The sequence below is a fragment of the Allosphingosinicella sp. genome (assembly GCF_059502505.1).
In genome coordinates this window covers 1,010,656-1,031,330 of record NZ_JCACEU010000014.1, presented here as the reverse complement: position 1 = coordinate 1,031,330, position 20,675 = coordinate 1,010,656, and the positions used below count along the sequence as shown (strand labels likewise).

Annotated in this window: 23 protein-coding genes; 7 read left to right on the top strand and 16 right to left on the bottom strand. The window is 68.2% G+C overall.

Going from position 1 to position 20,675, the window contains the following annotated elements; translation table 11 throughout:
- Nucleotides 1-32 precede the first annotated feature (32 nt).
- Nucleotides 33-425: a hypothetical protein gene (locus tag AC5JBD_RS07500; RefSeq protein ID WP_495721127.1), complete on the top strand. Its 393-nt coding sequence runs from the start codon at nucleotides 33-35 to the stop codon at nucleotides 423-425.
- Between the two features lies 1 nt (nucleotide 426).
- On the opposite strand, the gene AC5JBD_RS07495 is transcribed toward AC5JBD_RS07500, so the two are convergent.
- Nucleotides 427-1,092 carry a DUF4893 domain-containing protein gene (locus tag AC5JBD_RS07495; protein ID WP_495721126.1) on the bottom strand — a complete coding sequence of 222 codons (666 nt, stop codon included), beginning with the start codon at nucleotides 1,090-1,092 and terminating at the stop codon, nucleotides 427-429.
- Between the two features lie 233 nt (nucleotides 1,093-1,325).
- Here AC5JBD_RS07495 and AC5JBD_RS07490 point away from each other — a divergent pair, with 233 nt between their 5' ends.
- Nucleotides 1,326-3,104, top strand: coding sequence for an SLC13 family permease (locus tag AC5JBD_RS07490; RefSeq protein ID WP_495721125.1), 1,779 nt, complete (start codon nucleotides 1,326-1,328; stop codon nucleotides 3,102-3,104).
- On the opposite strand, the gene AC5JBD_RS07485 is transcribed toward AC5JBD_RS07490, so the two are convergent.
- The 5 genes from AC5JBD_RS07485 to AC5JBD_RS07465 all read right to left on the bottom strand — a co-directional run bounded on the left by AC5JBD_RS07485 (nucleotide 3,101) and on the right by AC5JBD_RS07465 (nucleotide 5,055).
- A complete protein-coding gene (locus AC5JBD_RS07485) occupies nucleotides 3,101-3,409 on the bottom strand; it encodes a PilZ domain-containing protein (RefSeq protein ID WP_495721124.1) in 309 nt (102 codons plus the stop codon). The genes AC5JBD_RS07490 and AC5JBD_RS07485 overlap by 4 nt on opposite strands.
- A gap of 15 nt (nucleotides 3,410-3,424) precedes the next feature.
- Entirely contained in the window at nucleotides 3,425-3,679 is a 255-nt protein-coding gene (locus tag AC5JBD_RS07480) for a hypothetical protein (RefSeq protein ID WP_495721123.1), read from the bottom strand.
- A gap of 137 nt (nucleotides 3,680-3,816) precedes the next feature.
- Entirely contained in the window at nucleotides 3,817-4,191 is a 375-nt protein-coding gene (locus AC5JBD_RS07475; RefSeq protein ID WP_495721122.1) for a response regulator, read from the bottom strand.
- A gap of 137 nt (nucleotides 4,192-4,328) precedes the next feature.
- Nucleotides 4,329-4,634: a hypothetical protein gene (locus AC5JBD_RS07470; RefSeq protein ID WP_495721121.1), complete on the bottom strand. Its 306-nt coding sequence runs from the start codon at nucleotides 4,632-4,634 to the stop codon at nucleotides 4,329-4,331.
- Nucleotides 4,635-4,644: 10 nt separating this feature from the next.
- Nucleotides 4,645-5,055 carry a DUF6356 family protein gene (locus tag AC5JBD_RS07465; RefSeq protein ID WP_495721120.1) on the bottom strand — a complete coding sequence of 137 codons (411 nt, stop codon included), beginning with the start codon at nucleotides 5,053-5,055 and terminating at the stop codon, nucleotides 4,645-4,647.
- A 129-nt stretch (nucleotides 5,056-5,184) separates the two neighbouring features.
- On the opposite strand from AC5JBD_RS07465, the gene AC5JBD_RS07460 reads away from it, so the two are divergent.
- Complete coding sequence (locus AC5JBD_RS07460; protein WP_495721119.1) at nucleotides 5,185-5,367, top strand: hypothetical protein; 183 nt, start codon at nucleotides 5,185-5,187, stop codon at nucleotides 5,365-5,367.
- A gap of 39 nt (nucleotides 5,368-5,406) precedes the next feature.
- Here the strand turns inward: AC5JBD_RS07460 and AC5JBD_RS07455 are convergent, their stop codons facing one another.
- From AC5JBD_RS07455 to AC5JBD_RS07430, 6 genes are all read right to left on the bottom strand, one after another.
- Entirely contained in the window at nucleotides 5,407-5,757 is a 351-nt protein-coding gene (locus AC5JBD_RS07455; RefSeq protein WP_495721118.1) for a hypothetical protein, read from the bottom strand.
- The gene (locus AC5JBD_RS07450) at nucleotides 5,757-7,124 is read right to left on the bottom strand and encodes an amino acid permease (RefSeq protein ID WP_495721205.1); all 1,368 of its coding nucleotides are present in this window, start codon (nucleotides 7,122-7,124) and stop codon (nucleotides 5,757-5,759) included. Before AC5JBD_RS07450 ends, AC5JBD_RS07455 begins: the two co-directional genes overlap by 1 nt.
- 61 nt (nucleotides 7,125-7,185) lie before the next feature.
- Nucleotides 7,186-7,440 carry a hypothetical protein gene (locus AC5JBD_RS07445; RefSeq protein WP_495721117.1) on the bottom strand — a complete coding sequence of 85 codons (255 nt, stop codon included), beginning with the start codon at nucleotides 7,438-7,440 and terminating at the stop codon, nucleotides 7,186-7,188.
- A gap of 44 nt (nucleotides 7,441-7,484) precedes the next feature.
- The gene (locus tag AC5JBD_RS07440; RefSeq protein ID WP_495721116.1) at nucleotides 7,485-11,687 is read right to left on the bottom strand and encodes a translocation/assembly module TamB domain-containing protein; all 4,203 of its coding nucleotides are present in this window, start codon (nucleotides 11,685-11,687) and stop codon (nucleotides 7,485-7,487) included.
- Nucleotides 11,688-13,658, bottom strand: coding sequence for an autotransporter assembly complex protein TamA (locus AC5JBD_RS07435; protein ID WP_495721115.1), 1,971 nt, complete (start codon nucleotides 13,656-13,658; stop codon nucleotides 11,688-11,690).
- An 82-nt stretch (nucleotides 13,659-13,740) separates the two neighbouring features.
- Complete coding sequence (locus AC5JBD_RS07430; protein WP_495721114.1) at nucleotides 13,741-13,950, bottom strand: hypothetical protein; 210 nt, start codon at nucleotides 13,948-13,950, stop codon at nucleotides 13,741-13,743.
- A gap of 128 nt (nucleotides 13,951-14,078) precedes the next feature.
- On the opposite strand from AC5JBD_RS07430, the gene AC5JBD_RS07425 reads away from it, so the two are divergent.
- On the top strand, nucleotides 14,079-14,261 hold the full coding sequence (locus AC5JBD_RS07425) for a hypothetical protein (protein ID WP_495721113.1): 183 nt from the start codon (nucleotides 14,079-14,081) through the stop codon (nucleotides 14,259-14,261).
- Here the strand turns inward: AC5JBD_RS07425 and AC5JBD_RS07420 are convergent.
- The gene (locus AC5JBD_RS07420) at nucleotides 14,258-14,908 is read right to left on the bottom strand and encodes a S24 family peptidase (protein WP_495721112.1); all 651 of its coding nucleotides are present in this window, start codon (nucleotides 14,906-14,908) and stop codon (nucleotides 14,258-14,260) included. The two genes, AC5JBD_RS07425 and AC5JBD_RS07420, sit on opposite strands and share 4 nt — an antisense overlap.
- Before the next feature lie 93 nt (nucleotides 14,909-15,001).
- On the opposite strand from AC5JBD_RS07420, the gene AC5JBD_RS07415 reads away from it, so the two are divergent.
- Nucleotides 15,002-15,205 carry a hypothetical protein gene (locus tag AC5JBD_RS07415; protein WP_495721111.1) on the top strand — a complete coding sequence of 68 codons (204 nt, stop codon included), beginning with the start codon at nucleotides 15,002-15,004 and terminating at the stop codon, nucleotides 15,203-15,205.
- Nucleotides 15,193-15,513 carry a hypothetical protein gene (locus AC5JBD_RS07410; RefSeq protein ID WP_495721110.1) on the top strand — a complete coding sequence of 107 codons (321 nt, stop codon included), beginning with the start codon at nucleotides 15,193-15,195 and terminating at the stop codon, nucleotides 15,511-15,513. Before AC5JBD_RS07415 ends, AC5JBD_RS07410 begins: the two co-directional genes overlap by 13 nt.
- Nucleotides 15,514-15,587: 74 nt before the next feature.
- On the opposite strand, the gene AC5JBD_RS07405 is transcribed toward AC5JBD_RS07410, so the two are convergent.
- The gene (locus AC5JBD_RS07405) at nucleotides 15,588-16,559 is read right to left on the bottom strand and encodes a hypothetical protein (protein WP_495721109.1); all 972 of its coding nucleotides are present in this window, start codon (nucleotides 16,557-16,559) and stop codon (nucleotides 15,588-15,590) included.
- Nucleotides 16,560-17,762, bottom strand: a complete 1,203-nt coding sequence (locus AC5JBD_RS07400; protein ID WP_495721108.1) for a TIGR04063 family PEP-CTERM/XrtA system glycosyltransferase — start codon at nucleotides 17,760-17,762, stop codon at nucleotides 16,560-16,562.
- Between the two features lie 123 nt (nucleotides 17,763-17,885).
- Here AC5JBD_RS07400 and AC5JBD_RS07395 point away from each other — a divergent pair, with 123 nt between their 5' ends.
- On the top strand, nucleotides 17,886-18,809 hold the full coding sequence (locus AC5JBD_RS07395) for a right-handed parallel beta-helix repeat-containing protein (RefSeq protein ID WP_495721107.1): 924 nt from the start codon (nucleotides 17,886-17,888) through the stop codon (nucleotides 18,807-18,809).
- On the opposite strand, the gene AC5JBD_RS07390 is transcribed toward AC5JBD_RS07395, so the two are convergent.
- Nucleotides 18,806-20,557 carry a hypothetical protein gene (locus tag AC5JBD_RS07390; RefSeq protein ID WP_495721106.1) on the bottom strand — a complete coding sequence of 584 codons (1,752 nt, stop codon included), beginning with the start codon at nucleotides 20,555-20,557 and terminating at the stop codon, nucleotides 18,806-18,808. The genes AC5JBD_RS07395 and AC5JBD_RS07390 overlap by 4 nt on opposite strands.
- Between the last annotated feature and the right edge of the window lie 118 nt (nucleotides 20,558-20,675).

Sequence of the window (20,675 nt, the reverse complement as noted above, 5' to 3'; positions counted from 1 at the left end):
CATCGAGTCAGCCAAAGTTCGAAAGCATCCTCATGAAGCGCCTGATTGCTCTCGCCGCAGCAGCCTCCATTCTCGCCATCGCGCCCGCTCAGGCGGGGCCCCGCCTGAGCCCCGAGGCGCGTCTCGCCAAGGAGATCGAGGGCCGCGTCGCCGGTGAGCCGGTCGACTGCATCAACCTGCGCTCGATCCGCTCCAGCCGGATCATCGACGACACCGCCATCGTCTACGAGGTCGGCAGCACAATCTACGTCAACCGCCCCCGCGCCGGCCAGGAGAGCCTCGACCGCTGGGATACGATGGTCACGAAGACGTTCGGCAGCCAGCTCTGCAGCATCGACACGATCAAGCTGGTCGATTCCAGCTCGCACATGCTGACCGGCATCGTCTTCCTCGGCGACTTCGTCCCCTACAAGAAGGTCCGCTGATCTATTCGGCCTGGCGCGGCGCCGGCACCAGCTCGATCACGTCGAGCTTCGAGGTGCCGCGCGGGCGCGGGATGACGAGGCGGTAGCGGAACGGTCCGACCCGCTCGAACACGCCCGCCATATCGCGCGCAGGATCCTCACCATAAGCAAGCGGCGCCTCCTCCGTCCCCAGCGCCAGCGAGCCGAGGAAGACGAGCCGGCCGCTATTCCCCGGCTCCTCCCACAGATATCCCGCCGGCCGCTCGGAGCCGGTCTGCTTGGTGATGCTGAGTTGGTCCTCATTGACCCCGACGTTGCAGAAGAACGGCTTGAACGCATTATAGGCGGCCCCTCGCCCTTCGCTGCCGATGCGAATGACCCGGCACATGTAGGATCCCGGTGCGGGCGCCGCGCGCGGAAGCACGGCACCGGGGTCGAGCAGCGGCCCTTCGCTGCTGACCTGTCTGTTGAACCCGGCGCGGCGCGCGGCCGACAGAGCTTCGTCCCATGCCACGTCGACGGCCTCGATCTTGGCGATGTCCTCGTCTCGCGCGACCGATCTCCAGCCGGTGTCCGGCTCTTCCACCTCGATGACCGGCCGCGGCCGCTCGCGCTCGGGCGCTGCGCATGCGCCCAGCAGCAGCAGCGCGGCAAGCCACGACCGGCGCACCATCATAGCGCGTTTCATGCCCATCTCTCGCTTGTAACGCGAGGCCCGGCCATTGCGCCGCCCGCCCCGCCAATTCGTTAACAAATTATTCCCAAAAAGTTAAATTTCGGTAAACAACCGGCTTCCATTCGGCGCACCGCGGCCCCGCCTCGACAAAAGTTGCGTCCCCGCTGAGCCAATTCGCCGCCGCCGCGTTGAAGGCCCGCCCGCGTCGCTTCCTTCGGGCGAAATCCATCTGCACCAAGGGCTTGATGACCAACCCGCAATTGCTCGCCTTCGCCGTGCTCGCCGGCATGATGGCGCTCTTCATCTGGGGCCGCATCCGCTACGATATGGTGGCGGTGCTGGCGCTCCTCACCGCGTTGCTGGTCGGCATCGTGCCGGCGGAGCGGGCCTTCGCCGGCTTCGCCGACGATATCGTCATCATCGTCGCCTCGGCGCTCGTCATCTCGGCTGCGATCGCGCGGTCGGGCATCGTGGAGGCGGCGCTGCTGCGGGCGACGGGCGGCTTCACCCGGCTCGGCTCGCAGCTCATCGTCCTCGTCGGCTCGGTCACTCTCCTGTCCGGCTTCGTCAAGAATATCGGCGCGCTCGCCATGCTGATGCCGGCCGCGTTCCAGATGGCGAAGCGGTCCAACGCCTCGCCCTCCTGCCTTCTGATGCCGATGGCGTTCGGCTCGCTGCTCGGCGGCCTCGTCACCCTCGTCGGCACTTCGCCCAACATCATCGTCAGCCGCGTGCGCGAGGAGATGACCGGCGAGCCGTTCGGCATGTTCGACTATGCGCCGGTCGGCCTCGGCCTCAGCTTCGCCGGGCTGCTCTTCCTGCGCTGGGGCTACAAGCTGCTCCCGACCAACCGGCGTGCCGCGCCGACAATGGGCGAGGCGCTGGACATCAATGATTATACCACCGAGGCGCGCATTCCGCGCAACAGCCCCGCCGAAGGGGTCAGCGTCGCCGCCTTCAAGCAGATGACTGACGGCGAGGTCGAGGTGACCGGCCTCCATCGCGGCGAGCGCAACCGTATCGTGCCGCTCCCCGACGCGGCATTGAGCGCCGGCGACGTCCTCATCCTCGAGGGTGAGCCGGAAGCGCTCGAGCGCGCTATCGCCGCTGCCGGGCTCCAGCTCGAGGGCCAGCACCGGGAGGGCGTCGCCGACGCCGCTGCCAACGATATCGGCGTGATCGAGGCGGTCGTCGGCAAGGATTCGATCCTGGTCGGCGAGGCGGCCGGGCGGATGGCTTTGCACGACCGGCACGGCGTCAACCTGATCGCCGTTTCGCGTCAGGGCGAGCGCCTGACCCAGCGGCTGCGCGACATCCATCTCTGCCCCGGCGACGTGATCGTGCTGCAGGGGCCGCTCGCGACCCTTCCTGCCCGGCTGCGCGAGCTTGGCTGCCTGCCGCTTGCGGAGCGCAGCCTCAGGCTCGGCAATGCGCGCCAGGGTCTTGTGCCGATCGCCATCCTCGCCGGCGCGATGGCGCTGACCGCGGTCGGCTGGGTGCCGGTGGCGGTCGCATTCTTCGGCGCCGCCGCTTTGATCATGCTGAGCGGCGCCCTGCCCGCCCGCGAAGCCTATAGCCGGATCGAATGGCCGATCCTGGTGATGATCGCCTGCTTGATCCCGGTCTCCGACAGCCTGCGCACGACGGGAGCGACCGACCTGATCGCCGGCTGGCTCTCGACAACCGCGGCCAGCCTGCCCGCCTGGGCCGCGGTCGGCTTGATCATGGTGGCCGCCATGGGCGTGACGCCCTTCCTCAACAATGCCGCGACGGTGCTGGTGATGGCGCCGATCGCGTCCGTCTTCGCGACGCAACTCGGCTATCGGCCCGAAGCCTTCCTGATGGCCGTCGCGGTTGGGGCGGGCTGCGATTTCCTCACCCCCATCGGCCACCAGTGCAACACGCTCGTCATGGGCCCCGGCGGCTACCGGTTCAGCGACTATGCCCGCCTCGGCGCCCCGCTCTCGCTATTGGTCGTGCTCGTCGGCGTTCCGCTGATCCTCGCCGTCTGGCCGCTGCGCTAGGTCTCGGCGGAGGCCATCACCACCCTCAACACGGCCGGGTGGAGCGGATCGGCGAACCGGCAGCCGGCGAGGCGTTTGCTCACCCAGACGATCGTTCCGACCAGCGGCTCCAGCATCGGCAGGGTCAGCGCCACCTCGCGCCCCACCTCCAGCGGCGCCGGCGTCACCAGTCTCGCACCCTCCGGCGAGAGGTCGGTGACGACCACGAAATCGACTTCCTCCCCCTGGTCGATCTCGCGCACCGTCGCGCGCCGTGAGCGCCTCCGCTCCCCGGGCCAGCCGGTCAGGCTTGCTGCTATGCGCATCATCGCACCGCCCCCTCAGTGCCGATGGATGCGCAGTTTCCCCCCGTGCCCCCCTCTCGGCATGGCCTGCAGCGCATGCTGCCAGATCTCGATCAGCGTCGCCGCCGTGCCGTAGCGCTTCGTCGCCTGCTCGAGATCCACCTCGCCGCGCTCGATCGCGGCGGCCGCCTCGACGGCGCGTCGCGCCCGCGCGGGCATCGGCCGCTCCAATGATGTGATGCTTTTCAGCTCTGGCGCTTCGCTGCGCCGATCTTCGCTCAATACGATCATGTCCGCCTTCCGGTTCAAATTCCCCCCGGTTGGCGACTCCGCACCTGCGCCCGGCAGATTAAGAAAGTGTAAACGCGAAAGGTGAAGGCGATCCGCCTGCGCCAGCTTGCGCCGAAGCGTTCGCGGCCGGCGGCGAATTAGCAGGCCTCGGGGGCTGCCCGCGGGTGGTGGCCCCCGAGAACACTCTGCACCGCAGACTTCAGTTCGCTTTCCTTGATCGGCTTTCCGACGATCACGGCGTCCGGCACTCGCTCGCGTATCTCGTCAGTATAGCCGGTGACGAACACGACCGGGATGTCACGCTTTGCACGGATCGTCTCGACGGCACTGACGCCGTCGCCGGGAAGCAGCCGCGCATCGGCGGTGATGAGGTCGAACTTCTGCTCGCCCGCGCCGAGGATCGCGACGTCCTCCGATCGCGCGAAGCTGAAGCGGCTGAAGCCGATCTCGCTCAGGATTTCCTGGATGGCCTGGCCGATCAGGTAATCGTCTTCGATGATATAGGCGTGCATTCCGTCTGCTTTCTCACGCCCCCGCCGCTGCTCCACAGGCTCCTATGTCGGCCGTCCGACAAATAAGCAACGCATGTTAAGGTGGAGGATGAGACGAAAACGCACGCCTGGCCTCCCGGTTTCCCGGACAGCCGCCCCTAGCGCTTCAGCACGCGGGTGAAGCGGGCGAGGCCGAACAGGATGGTCGGCCAGAACATCGTGTTCCAGATGTCCTTCCAGTTGGCGTTCCAGCGCGGGCGCCCGCCATGGCTGAACGTGTCGATCACGTCCCAGATCTCCCCGGCGACAGAGGCGAGCGCCACCGCCGCGAGGGGCCGCCAGTCGGACAGGGAACGCTTGAAGGCGATCGCCACGACCAGCATCACAGCCATGCCGACATAAATGTGCAGCGCATCCTTGGCGAGATTGGTGACATCCATCAGCACCAGCTTTGCTGACTGCAAAACGCTCATCTCAGATCGCAGCCGGACGAACGGAATCCTGCCGTTCGCCGATCAGATACGCGACCGGGAAGCTCAACGCGAGCAGCGACAGCGGCACGGCGACGACCGCCGCAGCCTGGCCCAGCCAAGGCACCGCCGCGGCCATGACGGAGAGCAGGACCAGCCACATGAAGGGTCCGAGCGGCGCCGTATCCGCGCCGGCGGCGTGGAGCCTGGTCCGATCGTCGAGAATGGCGTGGAGCAACCGAATGCGCCGGCTGGCGGAGGTCGGGAACAGAGCCGGCACCATTGCGTGAACCGCGCAGCAGAAGCCGGCGACGAGCAGCAGCCGGCTCACGCCAAGCGCGAAGTGCATATGCTCGCCATAGGTCTCGCCCACTCCTTCGAGATGGTCGCGGCTCTCGGTCAGCATTTGCTTCATAGGCACCCTCTCCGTCATTTCTCTAGCACGCAGGTGGAGAATAGTTGATCCCCCCGTACGAGCCGCAGGCGGCGGTCCGCCCCGCTAATAAGCTGGACAGCGGCAGGAAGCGCCGCGATGAAGGAGGTCGTGCGTCAAGAGTCTGATTTCGCTTATTACAGCCGCAGGGCAGACGAGGAGAGGGAGGCCGCGGAACGCGCCGCCTCCGACGAGGCGCGAGCCAGCCATGTCCAGCTCTCCGCTCAATATGCCATTCTGGCCGACATGATCCGGGAAGCGAGAGGCCGGGGCGGCGCCAACGACAATCCGTAGCCGCTGCCGCCTGGCTGCGCAGGCAAGCGCGGTGCGGTTCTAGAAGGCGATACCGCAAGGGTCCTGCTGGCACCGCCGCTTGGTGTCGCGATGGAAGCAGCCGGTATAGCCGCCCGGCCCCGTGGTCGAGCAGGAGCCGATCCCCGCATCCCCTTCCTGGATGAGCTTGTGCCGCTCGCGCGACACGCTGTCGACGGGCCCCTTAGGGTCGAAGCCTTGTGACCGGATCGGCAGGCGATAGCGCTCCGTCTCGTTGCGCCCGCAGACGACGATCTCATCGCCGTCTGCCGGGTCGCAGCGCCTGACGATCGCGAAGGATCGCGCAGCATCCGCCAGATTGCCCTCCTCCGGCGCCGCCTGGGCGGCCTGCGCCGCGAGGAGCAGCAGCATCACCTCGCCTCGGCACCCGCGACGCTGCGCCGGCTGCCGTAGAGGAGGTAGATGGCGAGCCCCACGACATGGGCGATCAGGAAATAAACCTGCGTCCTCTGCGGGAGGCTGATGAAGAGGTAGGCGCAGCCGAGGATCGCGAAGATACCTACCGGCCACGCAAGCGGTGTGCGGAAGGTGCGCGCCATGTCCGGCTCGCGCCGGCGCATGATCAGCATGCACGCCGACACAGCGATGAAGGCGGTGAGCGTGCCCGCATTGGCGAGGGCGGCGAGCTCGTCGAGCGGGATGAGGCCGGCGAGGATCGCCACCAGCACGGCGGTGAAGATGGTGATCCTGACCGGCGACCCGCGCTCCGAAACCCGCGCCAGGTTGCGCGGCAGCAGCCCGTCGCGCGCCATGACGAAGAAGATCCGGCTCTGGCCGTAGAAGAAGGCGAGGATGACCGTCGGCAGCGCGATCACCGCGGAGGCGGCGAGATAGGCGGCCGCGCCCTCCTGATCCAGCAGCCGCAGGATGAGCGCGAGCGGCTCCGGACTGTTGGCGAAGCCGGTATAGGCGACGGCGCCGATCGCCGCCGCCGCGACGGCCATGTAGATGACCACGCACAGCAGCATCGACCCGACGATGCCGATCGACAGGTCACGCGCGGGGTTCTTCGCCTCCTCGGCCGCTGTGGCGATGGCGTCGAAGCCGTAGAAGGCGAAGAAGATGATCGCCGCGGCCGCCATCACGCCCACTTCCGCACCCGGGGGCCCGCTCTTGGCGAAGCCGAAGGGCATGAACGGCTCGAACTTCGCCGCATCGAAATAGGGCAAGGCGACGACCACGAAGACGATAAGTGCGGCGATCTTCACCAGCACCAGCAGGGCGTTGATGGTCGCGCTCTCCTTGGTGCCGAGAATGAGGAGTCCCGCCACGACGGCGATGATGAAGATCGCCGGCAGGTTGACGACGCCGCCAAGGGCCGGTCCCTGGATCAGAGCGGCCGGCAGCCCCGCCCCGATGCTCTCCATGAAGCCGGCCGCATAGCCCGACCAGCCGACCGCCACGGCGCTGACGACGAGGCTGTATTCGAGAATCAGGCTCCAGCCGACCACCCAGGCGAGCAACTCGCCTATGACGACATAGGTGTAGGTGTAAGCGCTGCCCGAGGCGGGGATCATCGTCGCCATCTCGGCATAAGCGAGTGCCGCCGCCGCGCAGATGATGCCCGCGATGGCGAAGGACAGGATCACCGACGGCCCCGCCTTGGCCGCGCCGACGCCGATCAGGGTGAGGATGCCGGTGCCGACGATCGCGCCGACGCCCAATGCCACCAGATGCGGCCAGGAGAGCGATTTGCGGAGACGGTGCTCCGACGGCATGTCCTCATGCGCATCGACGCGCTTGCGAGCGTTCCAGTGCTTCAATCCTGCCCCCTTTGTCTCAGACGCCGTCGATCACGCGCTGGCTGTTGAGCCAGCGCAGCAGCTCGACCGTGTTCTTGGCCGGGCCTTCGAAGCTGAAGTTGACGCCGTTGAGGCGGCAGCGATCCATCTCGGGAATGCCGCCGCCGAAATAGACCAGCGTCGTGCCGTTGAACTCGCATTCGATGAAGGTGCCGCCGTCGAGGATGATGCGATCGGCGCCGAAGGTCTTGCCCTTCAGCTCGGCGCGGCTCCTGGTGACTGGTTCCCCCATGCGCCTAGCTGCTCCGCTTGGGCGCCGCCGGTCAAGCTGCCGGTTCAATAATCCTTGGAGACGCGCACGTTTACGCTCTCGCGGCCGATGGTCGAGATGCTGGAGAGCAATGAGAGCCACCGCGTGATCTGATATTCGATGCGAGTGGCGGAATAGCCGCGGCCGTCGGTGATGACCTCCACATAAACCTGGCGGCCAAGATATTTGCCGGCGGCGATGGATGTGCCCTGGCCGGTGGCGATGTCCGCGGGAAGGATGCGCAGGCGGTCGAGACCGATCGCGCTGCGGACGCTGTTGATCGGATCGAGGCCGCCGCCCGTGTTGTTCAGCGACGCGACGGCAGCGGCGAGCTGCAGCGCCTCGGGCGCGGTGAGGTTGGTGATGGAGGTGCCGAAGAGAAGCCGGCTGAGCAGCTCGTCTTGCGGCAGCGCGGGCGTGCTGGTGAAGGCGATTTCCGGCTTCTGGCCGCGCCCGGTGACGCGGATGGTGGCGTTAAGGCCCTGGATGCCGCCCTCGGCGGTGATGTCGAGGATGGGGTTGGGCGGGCTCTCGCCGAGGAAGCGGATGGTGCCGCGCTCGAGGTCGAAGCGGCGGCCGGCAAAGTCGTAGCTTCCGCGCACCAGGTCGGCTCGGCCGTCGATCCGCGGCTCGGTGACGGTGCCGCCGACCTTCAGGTCTGCCCCCCATTCGCTGGTGATGCCGAGGCCGGTCACGGTCAGCCGGTTGTCGGCTTTCAAGGCGATGTCCAGGCGCCAGGGGTCGGCGCGGCTCGGCGGCGGCAGGTCGTCCTCCTCGCGGTTCAGCTCGCGAACAGGCAGACGCGGCACCTGCGCGACGGCGGTGGCGCTGCCGAGGCGGAAGCTGCCGCTGACCAGCTCCAGATCGCCGGAAATGGTGCCGCCCGAGCCGTCGGAGCGGAAGCGCAGCGGCCCCGTCACCTGGGCCTTCAGATCGTCGCGGTCGATCAGCTGCGCCGCCTTGGCCTCGACGGCGAGGTCGATGCCGAAGCCGCGTGCCGCCGAGAGGTCGAAATTGCCGCGGCCCGACACGGTGCCGCCGCGCTTGGTAGTACCGGTGAAGCGATCGATCACCAGCTGCGGCCCGCCGAAGCTGCCGGCGGCGGCGATATTCTCGATGATAGTGCCGAGCACCGGGCTCTCCAGCCGCGCCCGCTCGGTGCGCAGCGAGCCGCGGATCTGCGGGTCGTTAAGCGTGCCGCGCGCGTCGGCGCCCACCGCCACCGGCCCGCTGAGATCGAGCAGTTCGACGCCGGTCAGGCGCCAGAGCGTGTCGGCGGGCCCGTTATAGCGCAGCTGCGCGAAGAGCGGCGCGCGGGAGATACGATCGGCGAGGCTGCCGGCCCCGCCGATCGGGGAGATGCGCGCCTGGGCCCGCCCAATCGTGCGACCTTCGCTGACCGCCACCGCACGCAGCGCCGCATTGCCACCGAGCAGCCGCGCGGCGACGCCGATATCCACTGGCCGCGACGACAGGACCAGGCCGGAGCGAGTGAGGCCGCGCACCTTGATGTTGGCGGCGCCGGTCGGCTGGGCGCCCGGCTGCTCGCGATAGCTGAGCGTGCCCGATGCGATGCCGCCGAGACCGAGCCTCGGGATGGCAATGTCGACTACCGTCAGCGGCAGCGCCTCCAGATCGGCGCTGAACTCGGTGCGCGCCGCGCCGAACAGGCCACCAACCGTCGCATTGCCGCCCGCGAAGCTCAGCGCAGCCGGGGCGAGCCTCCAGCCGCCCTCCTCGCGCGTCAGCACGGCCGGACGATTGAGGCGGATCGGCCGCCGGTCGACCGTGCCTTCGCCGGTCAGCCGGATCCGCCCCGGCGCCACCTCGGCAAAGCTGTTGAAGACGAAGTCGCGGCCGCGATTGCCGGCTATGCTCGCCTTCACCTGCCCGACGCCGCCGCGCAGGCTCGCCTGCGCATCCAACCGCGCCAGCGAGAGCGGTCCGCGCGTCATGCCGCGCAACGCGATCGTGCCTTCGACCGAGGTGGCGCCCGGGTTGAGCAGTATCACGCCATCAAGCTTGCCGCGGCGGATCGCAATCGGCGGCGGACCGAGGAAACGGGCATTCTCCGCCGTCAGATGGGCTTCGATCCGCTGCACCTGGCCGACTGGGTTGAACAACAAGCTCCCGCCCAGGCCGCCGCCCGCCACGTCGAGCCGTCCGCTAAAGCCACCCGGATCGGACCTCAGCGAGCCCGTCGCGCTGGTGCCGGAGACGTTGAGCGCCGCCACCTGGATCGTCGCGGGCCGGCCTGCCGGGAGCAGGATATCGCCGCGGGAGGTGAACGGCCCCAGCGTGGATTCACCCTCCGCCCGATAGGCGAAGCCGGTCGAAGTCGGATCGAGCAGCAGCAGCACGTTGGCGAGCCCCATCGCCTCGTTGGGGCTCTGCAGACGGATCGCGAGCTTCGGCCGCTCGATGCGGCCGTCCAGCGTCATCGCGAACGGGCCGTAGGTGCCCTGCCGCCCCGACCCTTCGAAGAGGAACGTCCCGTCGCGGCGCCTGAGGCCGCTGCCCTGGATGCGGATCGCAGGCGCAATCAGCCGCAGGTTCGAGAAGCGGATCACGCCGTCATTGGTGCGGACGAGATCGGTCTCGAGCTGCGGCAGCCCGCCGGCGAGCCCGAGCAGGAAGCGATTGTCGAAGCTCCGCACCCAGGCGCGTCCCTGGCCGGTGACCAGGGCGCCGCGCGCGCCGGGGTTCGGCACGATCTTCAACTCGGTCAGCACGTCGACGATGCCGAGGCCCGGGATCAGATAGCGCGTGAGACCGCCCGACAGCACGACGTCGAAGCGCCCGGTGACGAGGTCGACGAACAGGCTGCCCTTGCCCTTGAGCTTGTCGGACGTGATGGCGAGATCGTCGCCGGTGAGGCGCTTGTCGGTGACCTTCAGCACGCCCTGGACACGCAGATTGGCGAGGATGCCGCCCGCCACGTCGCCGACGCCGGTCACCCTCCGCGCGGTCAGCAGCACCGGCACGCTCACCGGCGCCTTGGACCAGCGCCCCCTCCCCTCCGCCCGCACATCCTCGAAACCGGTATTGTCGAACGCGACCCGCGGTGTGGTGATGCGATAGGCGAAGCTGGCGCGGCGAAAGACGCCGTTGAGCAAGGCGGTCATCCGCACCGAGCGTCCGCTCATGTTCGGGAACAAGGCCTGCGGGCGGAGCAGGTCGATGCCGATCCTGACGCCGTCGAAGCTGCTGCGGGCGAAGTCGATCACGCCCTTGCTCTCGACCCTGAGCGCCGACGAGCGCAGCGACAGCGTGCCGTCCAGCCGCCGGTCCTCGAAGGTCGCGCGGGCGTTGAGCAGCACCCGCGGCGCCGTCAGCCGTGCCTTCTTGCCCTTCCAGAATTGCGCGGGCGCAACCGCGCCGGTGAGGCTGTAATGGCCGTCCCGCGCCCGCAGCGCGAGCTCGGCGGTGCGGCGGCCGGACAGGTCGAGCCGCGCGGTCCCCGCCCACGCGCTCCACCGCCCCTCGCCTTGCACCTGGAACTGGATCGGCCGCTTAGTGCCGAAGAGCGCGCCGGCAACGCCGCCCTCCGGACTCTGCAGTCGCACGTCCACGTCGAAGCGGTCGCGGTCGGGCTCGGCGTCGAGCAGCAGGGCGAGCCGGTCGCCCCCGCCCCGCACTTCCGCCTTGAGGTCGATCAGCGCGCGGCCGGAACGGATGTTTGCGGTGCCAACGACACGGGCGGAACGCCGCTGCCCCGTCCACGGCTTCTCGAAGCGGAGCTGCTCGATGCTGAGACGGCCGACGCGGATGTCGAAACCGGGCAGGATCGGCCCCGGCGTCTCGCTCGGCAGCAGCTTCGGCTGGCGGTGGAGGATGACTAGGTCCGACTGCAGCTCGTCGATCAGCAGCCTTTCGGTCAGCCAGCCGAACGGCTGCCAGTCCAGGTCGACGCGCGGCGACTCCGCGAACACGCCCTGGGGGTCGTAGAGCCGGACGTCGGTGAGCCGCGTCTCGCCCCAGATCGATCCCTCGATCCGGCCGACACGGATGCGGAGCCCCGAGCCCGGCGCCAGCGCAGCGATGCGATCGGCGATGAAACGGTGACCCGGCCCGGTGTCGAGGAAGGCGGTGAACGCGCCCAAGGCGAGCAGCAGGACGATCAGCAGCCCCGCCAGCCATCCGGCGAGGCGGGAGGGCCAGCGCCTCCGCCTGCGGACGGGCAATTCCTCCTGCTCGTCCTCGAAGCGGGCGGGCGCCTCATCGTTCATCTAGAAGGCCTGGCCGAGGGAGACATAGACGGCGATGCGCGGATCGCCGCTGCGACGGCTGAGCGGCGTGCCGACGTCGACGCGGATCGGCCCGAAATTGGTGTGGTAGCGAACCCCGATGCCCGCCCCGAAGCGCAGATCGTCGAGCCGCGGCAGGGGCGAGGTGTAGATATTGCCCGCGTCGACGAAGGGGACCACCCCGAGCGCGCCGCCGAACAGAGGCGTCCGCACTCGCGCTTCCAAGGCGAATTCGGCAAGGCTGCGCCCGCCGATCGGATCGTCGAACACCGGATCGCGCGGGCCCAGCCGTTGGAAGCCGTAGCCGCGCACCGATCCGCCGCCGCCGGCATAGAAGCGGCGCGATGGCGCGATGCGGTCGCGATCCGCCCCGAAGATCGTGCCCAGCCGCGCCCGCCCCGCTAGCGTGACGGTGCCGGAGACCGGCTGGTAGTAGCTGCCGTCCAGTTGCAGCCGCGAATAGCCGAAGGCGCCCCCCTGGAAGGAGGCTTCGGGCGAGAAGCGCGACGACAGCCGGTAGCCGTCGGTCGGGTCGAGCAGATCGTTCGACCCGTCATAGGAAAGCGTCGCCGGCAGCGCGCCGATGAAGAAGGTGCGCCGCCGCGTCATCCCGCTGTCCAGGTCGACGTCGCGCTCGTCGGTGGCGATCAGGTCCGCGCCGACCGACCAGGTCCACTTCTTCTGCCAGATGATGTTGGTCTGGCGCTCCAGCCCGATGCCGACTAGGAAACTGCGCGCCTCATAGGCATCACGTTCGATGTTGCTGGCGATCACGTTGCCGGTCAGCACCTGGTCGCGCTTGCGGAAATTGTTGCGGCGAAGCGTCGCCCCGACCAGCTGCTCGTCGGTGCCGAGCACGCCGCGGAACCGCACCGCGCCCTCCGGGCGGATCAGGTTGCGATGTTCCCAGCTCAGTTCGACGCGGGCGCCTTCGCCGGTGCCGTAGCCCGCCTCGCCCGCGACCGTCCGCAGCGGCGCCCGTTCCAGCGCGACGGCGATATCGACCACATCGCTGCCCTCCCGCGCCACCGGGCGGATCGTCACCACCGAGACTAGGCCGGTCGCGACGAGTGCCCGCCGCAAATCCTCCAGCCGCGGCGTCTCGAACCGTTCGCCGGCATCGAAGCGGGCGATGGTCTGGATATGCTCGGCGCTGAACAAGGGCCGTCCCTCGACGATGATCCGCCCGAACTGGCGCGAGCCGTTCGGCTGGACCGGAAGCACCAGGCTGGCGGTGCGCGTCTCGTGATCGACGGCGATGTCGAGCGTGCCGACATCGGCAAAGGCGAAGCCGCGCCGGCCGAGCTCCGCCCGCAACGCCGCCTCGCCCGCCGTGACCGCCGCCGCATTCACCGCCTCGCCTTCCTCGACGCCGAATGCCTGGCGAAGATCGTCGGTCTCCTCGCCCGCCGCTTCGATCCCCGGCAGGCGCACCTCGGTGAAGCGGTAGAGCGGCCCCGGATTCGTCTCCAGCGTCACCTGCACGCCAGCCGCCCCCGCCTCCACTCGGGTCGCGACCTCGGCATCATAATAGCCGTAGGCGCGCAGCAGCTCGGTCAGCAGCTCGGCATCCTCTCGCGCGCGGCGGTCGATCTGGGCGGCGTTGGCGGGATCGTCGCGATTGGTTCCGAGCGTCGAGAGGTCGTTGAACTGCGCGACCAGCCCTTCCGCCTCCAATCCGTCCAGCCCGGTCAGCGCGATCGTATAGCTGCGCTCGGCGGCGGCATCCGCGATATTCGTGTCGGGCGTGTCGGAGAGCGCTTCCGGCCCCTGCTCCATCTCCGGCCATTCGACGCCGAGATCGGGCAAGGGATCGAGCGGGGCCGAAGGATCGAGCGGCTGGTCGATCGCGTCCAGGCCGCCCCTATCCTGCGCCCGCGCCTCCGATTGGCAAAGGACAAGGGCGGCGACGGCCAGGGCCGCCACACGCCGCCCCGCAGCGGTCTGGAACATCGCACGAAACTAGCGCCCGCACCTTTACCGCGCCAGAACAGATTGGCCGCCAACGCTCCCGCGGGAGGTGGGGATCAGCGGGTCAGTGCACCGTTCCGACGGCGTGCGGGACGCTCAGCATCTCGATCGCGCGCTCGATCTGCCGCCACTGGCAGAAATGGATGACGTTGCCGACGGCGCGGCTGCGGTCGGCGCGCTGGGCGGCCTCGACCACGGCAAGCTCACCGAACATCGTCATCAGCTCCTGCGCCTGATCCAGATCCGCACGATCGACATGAACATAGGTTTCCAAGTGGGCGCTCCCTTGCCTGTTCCAGGCGTGTAGGCAGGCAGCGGTTTCCATTTGGCGGATGTTAATTATCAACGGGATCTTAATCACGACGACTGGCTCGGCCCGACTGAAACTGCCATGAAAGAGCGATGGAAAAGACCAGACGCAAAGGCACGCGCGCAGGCGGCTTCATCCTCGCTGTCTGCATCATGGCGGGGGCGATCGGGGGCGCCATGCTCCGGCAGGCGAGCGCAGGACTACTCGCCGGCGGCGCCCTCGGCGTCTTGATCGCACTGGCCTTGTGGTGGCGCGATAGGCGCTATTACGGCTAGGCGATCCGCCCGCCCGCCCAAACGACGCGCCCGACGATGTCGAAATCGGCCGGGTCGCAATCCGGCCAGTTCATGTAGGCGGGATTGTCGCTGACCACGGTGATGGTTCGCCCCGACGGGTTGAGCGCGAGCCGCTTCACCAGCAGCGCGTCGTCCATCCTCAGCACATAGACGCCGTCCCTTAGCCGGCCGGCTGCGTCCCCTTCGTCGACCAGGATCTCGTCGCCGTCCTTCAGCGTCGGCGCCATGGAATCTCCGCGTACCGCGATCATCGACAGCCGCCGGACGTCGCCGGCCAGCCGCCGGAGCCAGGCGGCATCGAAGGAAAGGTGCGAGCGCGCCCGCTCGTCCTGGGCAAAGGCGCCGGGTCCCGCCGACGCCTCGACCCGCAGGCGCGGCACCGCGACTGGGCCATTGCCGGATGGCGATGCGGACGCCGCCGGTCCGCCGAGCAATGCCTCGTCGATCTTGAAATAGCGCGCGAGCGTGCGGCGATCGTCCTCCGCGAGCCGCTTCGGCGTCCCGCGGCGGATAAATTGCTGCATGTAGGCGGCGTTGCGGCCGAGCAGCCGCGACAGGCCGGCATAATCCTCTCCCCGCTCCCGCACGAGGCGCTCCAGCACAATGCGAGGATCGGCTTCAGCCATGACTTCCTATAGAGATAGGAATTTTCCTAGACAAGTAGGAAATTTCCTATGACGGAACATAGCAGGAACAGCAGCTGATTCGAAAGGAAAGCCATGCACCTGCTCAGCATTATCGAGCGCCATCTGCGGCGCAGCGGGACGCCGCCGACCCGCTTTGGCCGCGAGTGCCTCAAGGATCCGCAATTCGTCTTCGACCTGCGCCGCGGCCGCGAGCCGGGACCGGAGGTCAGCGCGCGCGTCGCCGCTTACATTGCGGCGCGTGATCCTAGCGAGGGGATGAAATCATGTTCTCGCTGAGCCCGGACGCAACCACCTCGCTGCTGCGCGCGATCGTCAACTTCGTGAACTTCGACATCTGCTTCGAGGAGATACGCAGCCGCAGCTGGGCGAGCGTCACCTTCACGGGTGCGCGGCACGAGCTCGGGCTGCGGCTCGAAGGAGATGGCGCGGAGGCGGCAGCCGACCGGCTGTGCGATGGCCTCGATACGGCCGAGCTCAACCTGCGCGGCCACATTCTCGCGGACATCGCCCTGGTCTCCCGCGAGCCAGTGGATCAGGCCAGCGTGCGGCTCAGGCTCGAAGCCTTGACCGTGGAGGATGCTTAGAAGCCAGAGCGGGTCGTCAAGAAAAGATGCGCCCCGGTGCGAGCTCGGAGCGACGACTCAGAAGGTTTGAGGTGTCAGCCGCGCGACATCTTGCGCAGGTCGCTGATCGCGCCGCGCAGGCGCTCCTCAAGCTTCCGGTCCTCTTCGGACACGGGCGCGCTTGGCGTCCAGGTCGCCCGCTTGCGGCGTCCTACCCCCGTTTCAAGACGATCGACGAGGCCGTCGATGCTCTCATGGTCCAGAGCCTGCTTCTTGGGCAGCCGCTGACCAAGCTCATCCAGTTCCGGATACTCCTCCTGCGCCACCAGCGCGGGCTCGTCGAGCACCAGCTCCTCGTCCTCCGGATCCACCACGACGGACGCCTCAGCCCAGAAGGGCACTGCCGGCGGCTCGTCGCTTTCGCCGACTTCCGGCTCCTCGAAAGAAGTCTCGGCCGGCTCTATTTCTTCCACCACCTCGTCGGCGGACGCATCGTCCGGCACCCAGAAGGGCAGATCGGACTCGCGCGCCGGCTCGGCATCGACTTCCGCGACCTCATCGACGGTCGCGCTTGTGTCGGCTTCGTCAGTTTCGCTCGCGATGAAACCCGGGAGCGGACGCTCCCATTCGGCTTCATAATCGACATTCTCGACGTCCTCGACATCGACCGCTTCATCTGCGCGTTCGTCGACGGCCATGTCGTCGAGCGGCACGCCCAGCTCGCGGCCGGCCAGGATCGGCGTGCGCGCCGGAGCGTCGGGATGCATGTCGGCACGACGCAGCCGCGGCGGCTCGTTCGGGACCTCGACCGGGGCCCGGCGGCTGCCCGGCGGCTTGCTCAGCGCCCGCAGCAGCAGCGCCACGCCCGCGAAGGTGGCGATGGCAGCGACGAGGGACAAAGCGGCGCGGCCGGTCTGGCTGCTGATCGCGATCACGCGGGCGAGGAGATCGGCCGGCATCACGTAGGTAGCGAAGGCCACCGAAGCTGCCGCGAAGACGGCCATCGCCGTATCGAGCGGCGATGCGCGACCGTTCCCTGCTGCCTTCAACTTGATCTTCTCTGCCATCTAGAGCGCCTTGCCGGTCAGCTTTTGGTAAGCGGGGATGTAACGGCAAATGTTTGACGACCAGTTACGTTCGGTTTCGACGAACCGTCGAGCGACTTCGCGCCTGCGCTCCCAACCCGCTCTTTCGCCGAACAATTTGTCGAGCGACTCGGCAATCGCCGCCGGATCACCGGGCGCGAAGAGCGTGCCGGTAACGCCGTCTTCGATCAGCTCACGATGGCCGCCGACGTCCGAAGCGGCGACGAGCTTGCGCTGCGCCATCGCCTCCAGCGGCTTCAAGGGCGTAACCAGGTCGGTCAGCCGCATCTTCTTCCTTGGATAAGCAAGCACGTCGATCAGGCTGTAATAGCGATCGACCTCCTCATGCGGCACCCGGCCGACGAAGCAGATCCGCGCCCGCGCCGGCGAGGCGTCTGCCTGGGCCTTCAACTTGGCTTCCATCGGCCCGCCGCCCACCAGCAGCAGGAACGCGCGTGGCCTTTTGGCCAGCAGCGACGGCATCGCCGCGATCAGATCGTCGATGCCTTCATAATCGTAGAAGGAGCCGATGAAGCCGACCACGTCCGACCCGTCGATGCCGAGCCGGCGCGCCAGAGCGGCGTCGCGCGGCGGCGGCTCGCCGAACAGCCCCAGATCGACGCCGTTAGGGGAGACGATGATCTTTTCCGCGTCGATGCCGCGCTCGATCAGGTCCTGACGCAACCCCTCGCAGATCACCGCCACCGCATCGGCCTTGCGAGCGGCGCGGGTCTCCAGCGCGCGCGTCAGACGATATCGAAGCGAAGCGTCGCTGCCCGTGCCGTTGCCGACCGCTGCGTCCTCCCAGAAGGCGCGGATCTCGTAGAGCAAGGGCACGCCTCGCCGCCTTGCCACCGGCAGCGCCGCGAGCGGGTTCAGCACCGGCGAATGGGCGTGGATGAGGTCCGGCCGCGATGCCTCGATGAGCGCGTCGAGCCGCTGCCGCGTTGCCCGTATCTCGCGCCACTCGCGCAGGGGCGACGGCCCTTCCGCGGGCGCGCGGGTGCGGTAGAAAGTGATGCCGTCGACCGTCTCAGGGTCCGGCCCCGACGCCGTGTGGCGGGGGCCGGTCAGTCCGATCACCTCCCAGCCCTTCGCCAGCTGCGCCTTCACGATCGCGCGCGTGCGGAACGTGTAGCCGCTGTGGAGCGGCAGGCTGTGGTCGAGGAGGTGGAGGATGCGCATGCACCCTTCCTCTGCCATGGGAGGCTTAACGCCCCGTCAACCGCGACCTCTCGCTGTGCCGAAGCGGGACGGCCGATTTGCGCTCGCTACCGGGCCCTGGCCTTTTCCAATATGCCTTGGGCCATGCGTACCATCATCCTTGCCGCCGCCCTTTTGACCAGCGCCGCTTCGGCTCAGTCGGGAGGTCCGTTCCTGCTCGTCGAGAATGGGCAGAGCTTCGCCCGCCTGCAGGACGCGGTGAGCGCGATCGGCGGCGGAGCCGGCACTATCCAGATCGCGCCCGGCACCTATCGCGACTGCGCCGTCCAGGAAGCCGGGCGCATCGCCTATGTCGCGCGGGTGCCGGGCACCGCCGTGTTCGACGGCGGCACCTGTGAAGGCAAGGCGGCGCTGGTGCTGCGCGGCCAGTCGGCGCATGTCGAGGGCCTCGCCTTCCGGCGCCAGTTCGTGCCCGACGGCAACGGCGCCGGCATCCGCATCGAGCAAGGCGATCTGGAGGTCGTCGAAACGCTCTTCGCCGATGCCCAATGCGGCATCCTGTCCGCCGACGATCCCTCCGGCACGATCATCGTCGAGCGCTCGACCTTCAGCGGTCTCGGCAAGCATCCGGACGGCAGCGGCGCCCATGCTCTCTATATCGGCGGCTATGGCGGTCTGAAGGTCACGAACAGCCGCTTCGAGCGCGGCACCGGCGGGCATTATCTCAAGAGCCGCGCTGCTCGCATCGAAGTGCTCGACAGCAGCTTCGACGACAGCCAGGGCCGGTCGACCAATTACCATATCGACCTGCCCAACGGCGCCGTCGGCCGGATCGCCGGCAACACCTTCGCCCAGGGCAAGAACAAGGAAAATTACAGCACCATGATCACCGTCGCGCCCGAAGGCGCGCAGCAGCCTTCGGACGGGCTGGTGATCGAGAACAACAAGGCCTGGGTGGTGCCCGGCTTCGCCTGGTCGACGACCTTCGTCGGAGCCTGGACGCCGGAGTCCCTGGTCGTACGCAACAATCAGCTCGGTCGCGGCATCCAGAGCTACGCCCGCCGTTAGAGGGCGAGCCGGGAGCCGAGCCTGTTCGCGAAATATTCGAGGCAGGCGATGCGCCGGTAGACGCCATTGTCGTTGACGCGCTCGGGATGGAAGAAGCGGCGCATCACGGGGAAGTCGAGGTCGATCACCCGGCCGAGATATTCGGGCCCGAGGAGACCGCCATGCTCGTCGCCGGCGGTGCCGAGCCTGCGCTGCACCGCATAGCTGCGGTGCCGCACCCAAGCCGGCCGCACCCGCGTCGACCATTCACTGAGGCGGTGGCCCAGGCCCGGCTGGCCGGCAAAATCGTGACCGTAGGCGGAGGGCTGCCGCGCCAGCGCCGGATCGATCGCGTTCACCAGCATCGCCTCGAAGCGGCCGGCATTCTTGAGGTGCATCGGCACCGTCAGGCCGGCGGCGACCACCTGATGATCGAGGAACGGCATCATGTAAGCGCCGTGCCGCGCCTCGTCGCTGATCTCCTTGCCGAACAAGGACCGGCAGCGTGAACGCGGATAGATCTGCTCGATCACCGTCCGCGGCAGCTTCCCTCGCTCGCCCGGCAGGCCGAGGTCGGCGAGGATCTTGTCCTCGATCGCGCGGAGGAACTGGCGTTCGTCGAACAGGCTGGTGGCCTCGGCCTTGCTGTAGCGGGCGAAAAAGGCGCGGGCGACGGTGCCGGCGGTGGTGGGACGGTCCGGCAGGAAGAAGAAGTTGCGGAAGACCTCGCCGCATCCGCCGGAGGCAGCGAGCGCGCCGCCGGCATGGCGGGCGTCGCGGGCGGCGGCGTTGCCGCCATTGTCGAACAGGCCACCGAAATTAGGCAGGCCGTCATGGTCCTGGAAGGTGCTCTCGACCAAAGCCGGGAATGCGTCGGGCGCGACGAGCGCATAGCCGTCCTTGTCGAACCACTCGACCTCGAACCCCTCTGCCCGTCCGATAGCCTTGGCGACGCGAACATCGGCGCCGTCGTTCGCTCCATAGACATAGACGCTGGGGCGGCAGCCCTCGGCGCGCAGGATCGACAGCAGCAGCCTGGAATCGAGGCCGCCCGACAAGGGGCAGAAGACCCGGTCCCCGAACAGCTGCAGATGATCGCGGACGATGCCGCCGAGGCGCTCCCGGTGGACGGCGATCCGCTCCACGATCGGCATCTCCACCGGCGCGTCCGGAAGCGGCTTGGCCACGGGCCGGAGCATCGCTCCGTCATGCCGCAGGTCCGCGACCTCAAACGGGCCGAGGCGCTTCAGCTCGCTGATCACCGTGTCGTTCCCGAGCGGCACGACGTTGAACGCGAATTCGTAGACGCTCTGCCTGTCGAGAGTCAGCCGCGGCAGCGCCCGGGCGGCGCCCAGCAGCGAGGTCGAGAAAAGCCGCAGGTCCGCGTCGTGGAAGAGCTGGAACGAGGCGAAATAGTCGGTGAAGAGCAGCAATTGTCCGACCGCCCGCACCAGCGCCACGAAATGCCCGCCGATCCGCGACCAGTCGAGATCGCCCGCTGCCACCATCTCCAGCAACGCCTCCAGCGCAGGCCTGCCGATCTTGCCGTCGCAGGTCAGCGTGCCGGCGACGGCCACGAGATCGTCGCCCTGGACCAGCAGGCAATCCGGGCCGCCGATGATCGGGGGCGCGTGGAGCAGCCGCCATCCCGGCAGTTCCGTCTCCGTCACGCCACTGAAGCCGTGAAGCGCGAACTGCTCCCGCGCTCCGGCTAGAGCCGCCGCCGCGAATTCGGGTTCGCGCGTCTGCACGAGGAACAGCCCAGCCATCGCCCCCCCCTAGCAAATTAGTCTTGCGGAGGAATGATCGACTTTGGGGCGGCCGGGACAATTAACGGCAAGGCAACGACGACCGCGTAAACAGCGCCGAGGGCACAGGGCGCGGACA

What these genes read in the sequence shown, in the direction of transcription:
- AC5JBD_RS07500 (WP_495721127.1), top strand. Translation starts at nt 33, where the DNA reads ATGAAGCGCCTGATTGCTCTCGCCGCAGCAGCCTCCATTCTCGCCATC.
- AC5JBD_RS07495 (WP_495721126.1), bottom strand. Translation starts at nt 1,092, where the DNA reads ATGAAACGCGCTATGATGGTGCGCCGGTCGTGGCTTGCCGCGCTGCTG.
- AC5JBD_RS07490 (WP_495721125.1), top strand. Translation starts at nt 1,326, where the DNA reads ATGACCAACCCGCAATTGCTCGCCTTCGCCGTGCTCGCCGGCATGATG.
- AC5JBD_RS07485 (WP_495721124.1), bottom strand. Translation starts at nt 3,409, where the DNA reads ATGCGCATAGCAGCAAGCCTGACCGGCTGGCCCGGGGAGCGGAGGCGC.
- AC5JBD_RS07480 (WP_495721123.1), bottom strand. Translation starts at nt 3,679, where the DNA reads ATGATCGTATTGAGCGAAGATCGGCGCAGCGAAGCGCCAGAGCTGAAA.
- AC5JBD_RS07475 (WP_495721122.1), bottom strand. Translation starts at nt 4,191, where the DNA reads ATGCACGCCTATATCATCGAAGACGATTACCTGATCGGCCAGGCCATC.
- AC5JBD_RS07465 (WP_495721120.1), bottom strand. Translation starts at nt 5,055, where the DNA reads ATGAAGCAAATGCTGACCGAGAGCCGCGACCATCTCGAAGGAGTGGGC.
- AC5JBD_RS07455 (WP_495721118.1), bottom strand. Translation starts at nt 5,757, where the DNA reads ATGCTGCTGCTCCTCGCGGCGCAGGCCGCCCAGGCGGCGCCGGAGGAG.
- AC5JBD_RS07450 (WP_495721205.1), bottom strand. Translation starts at nt 7,124, where the DNA reads ATGCCGTCGGAGCACCGTCTCCGCAAATCGCTCTCCTGGCCGCATCTG.
- AC5JBD_RS07445 (WP_495721117.1), bottom strand. Translation starts at nt 7,440, where the DNA reads ATGGGGGAACCAGTCACCAGGAGCCGCGCCGAGCTGAAGGGCAAGACC.
- AC5JBD_RS07440 (WP_495721116.1), bottom strand. Translation starts at nt 11,687, where the DNA reads ATGAACGATGAGGCGCCCGCCCGCTTCGAGGACGAGCAGGAGGAATTG.
- AC5JBD_RS07435 (WP_495721115.1), bottom strand. Translation starts at nt 13,658, where the DNA reads ATGTTCCAGACCGCTGCGGGGCGGCGTGTGGCGGCCCTGGCCGTCGCC.
- AC5JBD_RS07425 (WP_495721113.1), top strand. Translation starts at nt 14,079, where the DNA reads ATGGAAAAGACCAGACGCAAAGGCACGCGCGCAGGCGGCTTCATCCTC.
- AC5JBD_RS07420 (WP_495721112.1), bottom strand. Translation starts at nt 14,908, where the DNA reads ATGGCTGAAGCCGATCCTCGCATTGTGCTGGAGCGCCTCGTGCGGGAG.
- AC5JBD_RS07415 (WP_495721111.1), top strand. Translation starts at nt 15,002, where the DNA reads ATGCACCTGCTCAGCATTATCGAGCGCCATCTGCGGCGCAGCGGGACG.
- AC5JBD_RS07410 (WP_495721110.1), top strand. Translation starts at nt 15,193, where the DNA reads ATGTTCTCGCTGAGCCCGGACGCAACCACCTCGCTGCTGCGCGCGATC.
- AC5JBD_RS07405 (WP_495721109.1), bottom strand. Translation starts at nt 16,559, where the DNA reads ATGGCAGAGAAGATCAAGTTGAAGGCAGCAGGGAACGGTCGCGCATCG.
- AC5JBD_RS07400 (WP_495721108.1), bottom strand. Translation starts at nt 17,762, where the DNA reads ATGCGCATCCTCCACCTCCTCGACCACAGCCTGCCGCTCCACAGCGGC.
- AC5JBD_RS07395 (WP_495721107.1), top strand. Translation starts at nt 17,886, where the DNA reads ATGCGTACCATCATCCTTGCCGCCGCCCTTTTGACCAGCGCCGCTTCG.
- AC5JBD_RS07390 (WP_495721106.1), bottom strand. Translation starts at nt 20,557, where the DNA reads ATGGCTGGGCTGTTCCTCGTGCAGACGCGCGAACCCGAATTCGCGGCG.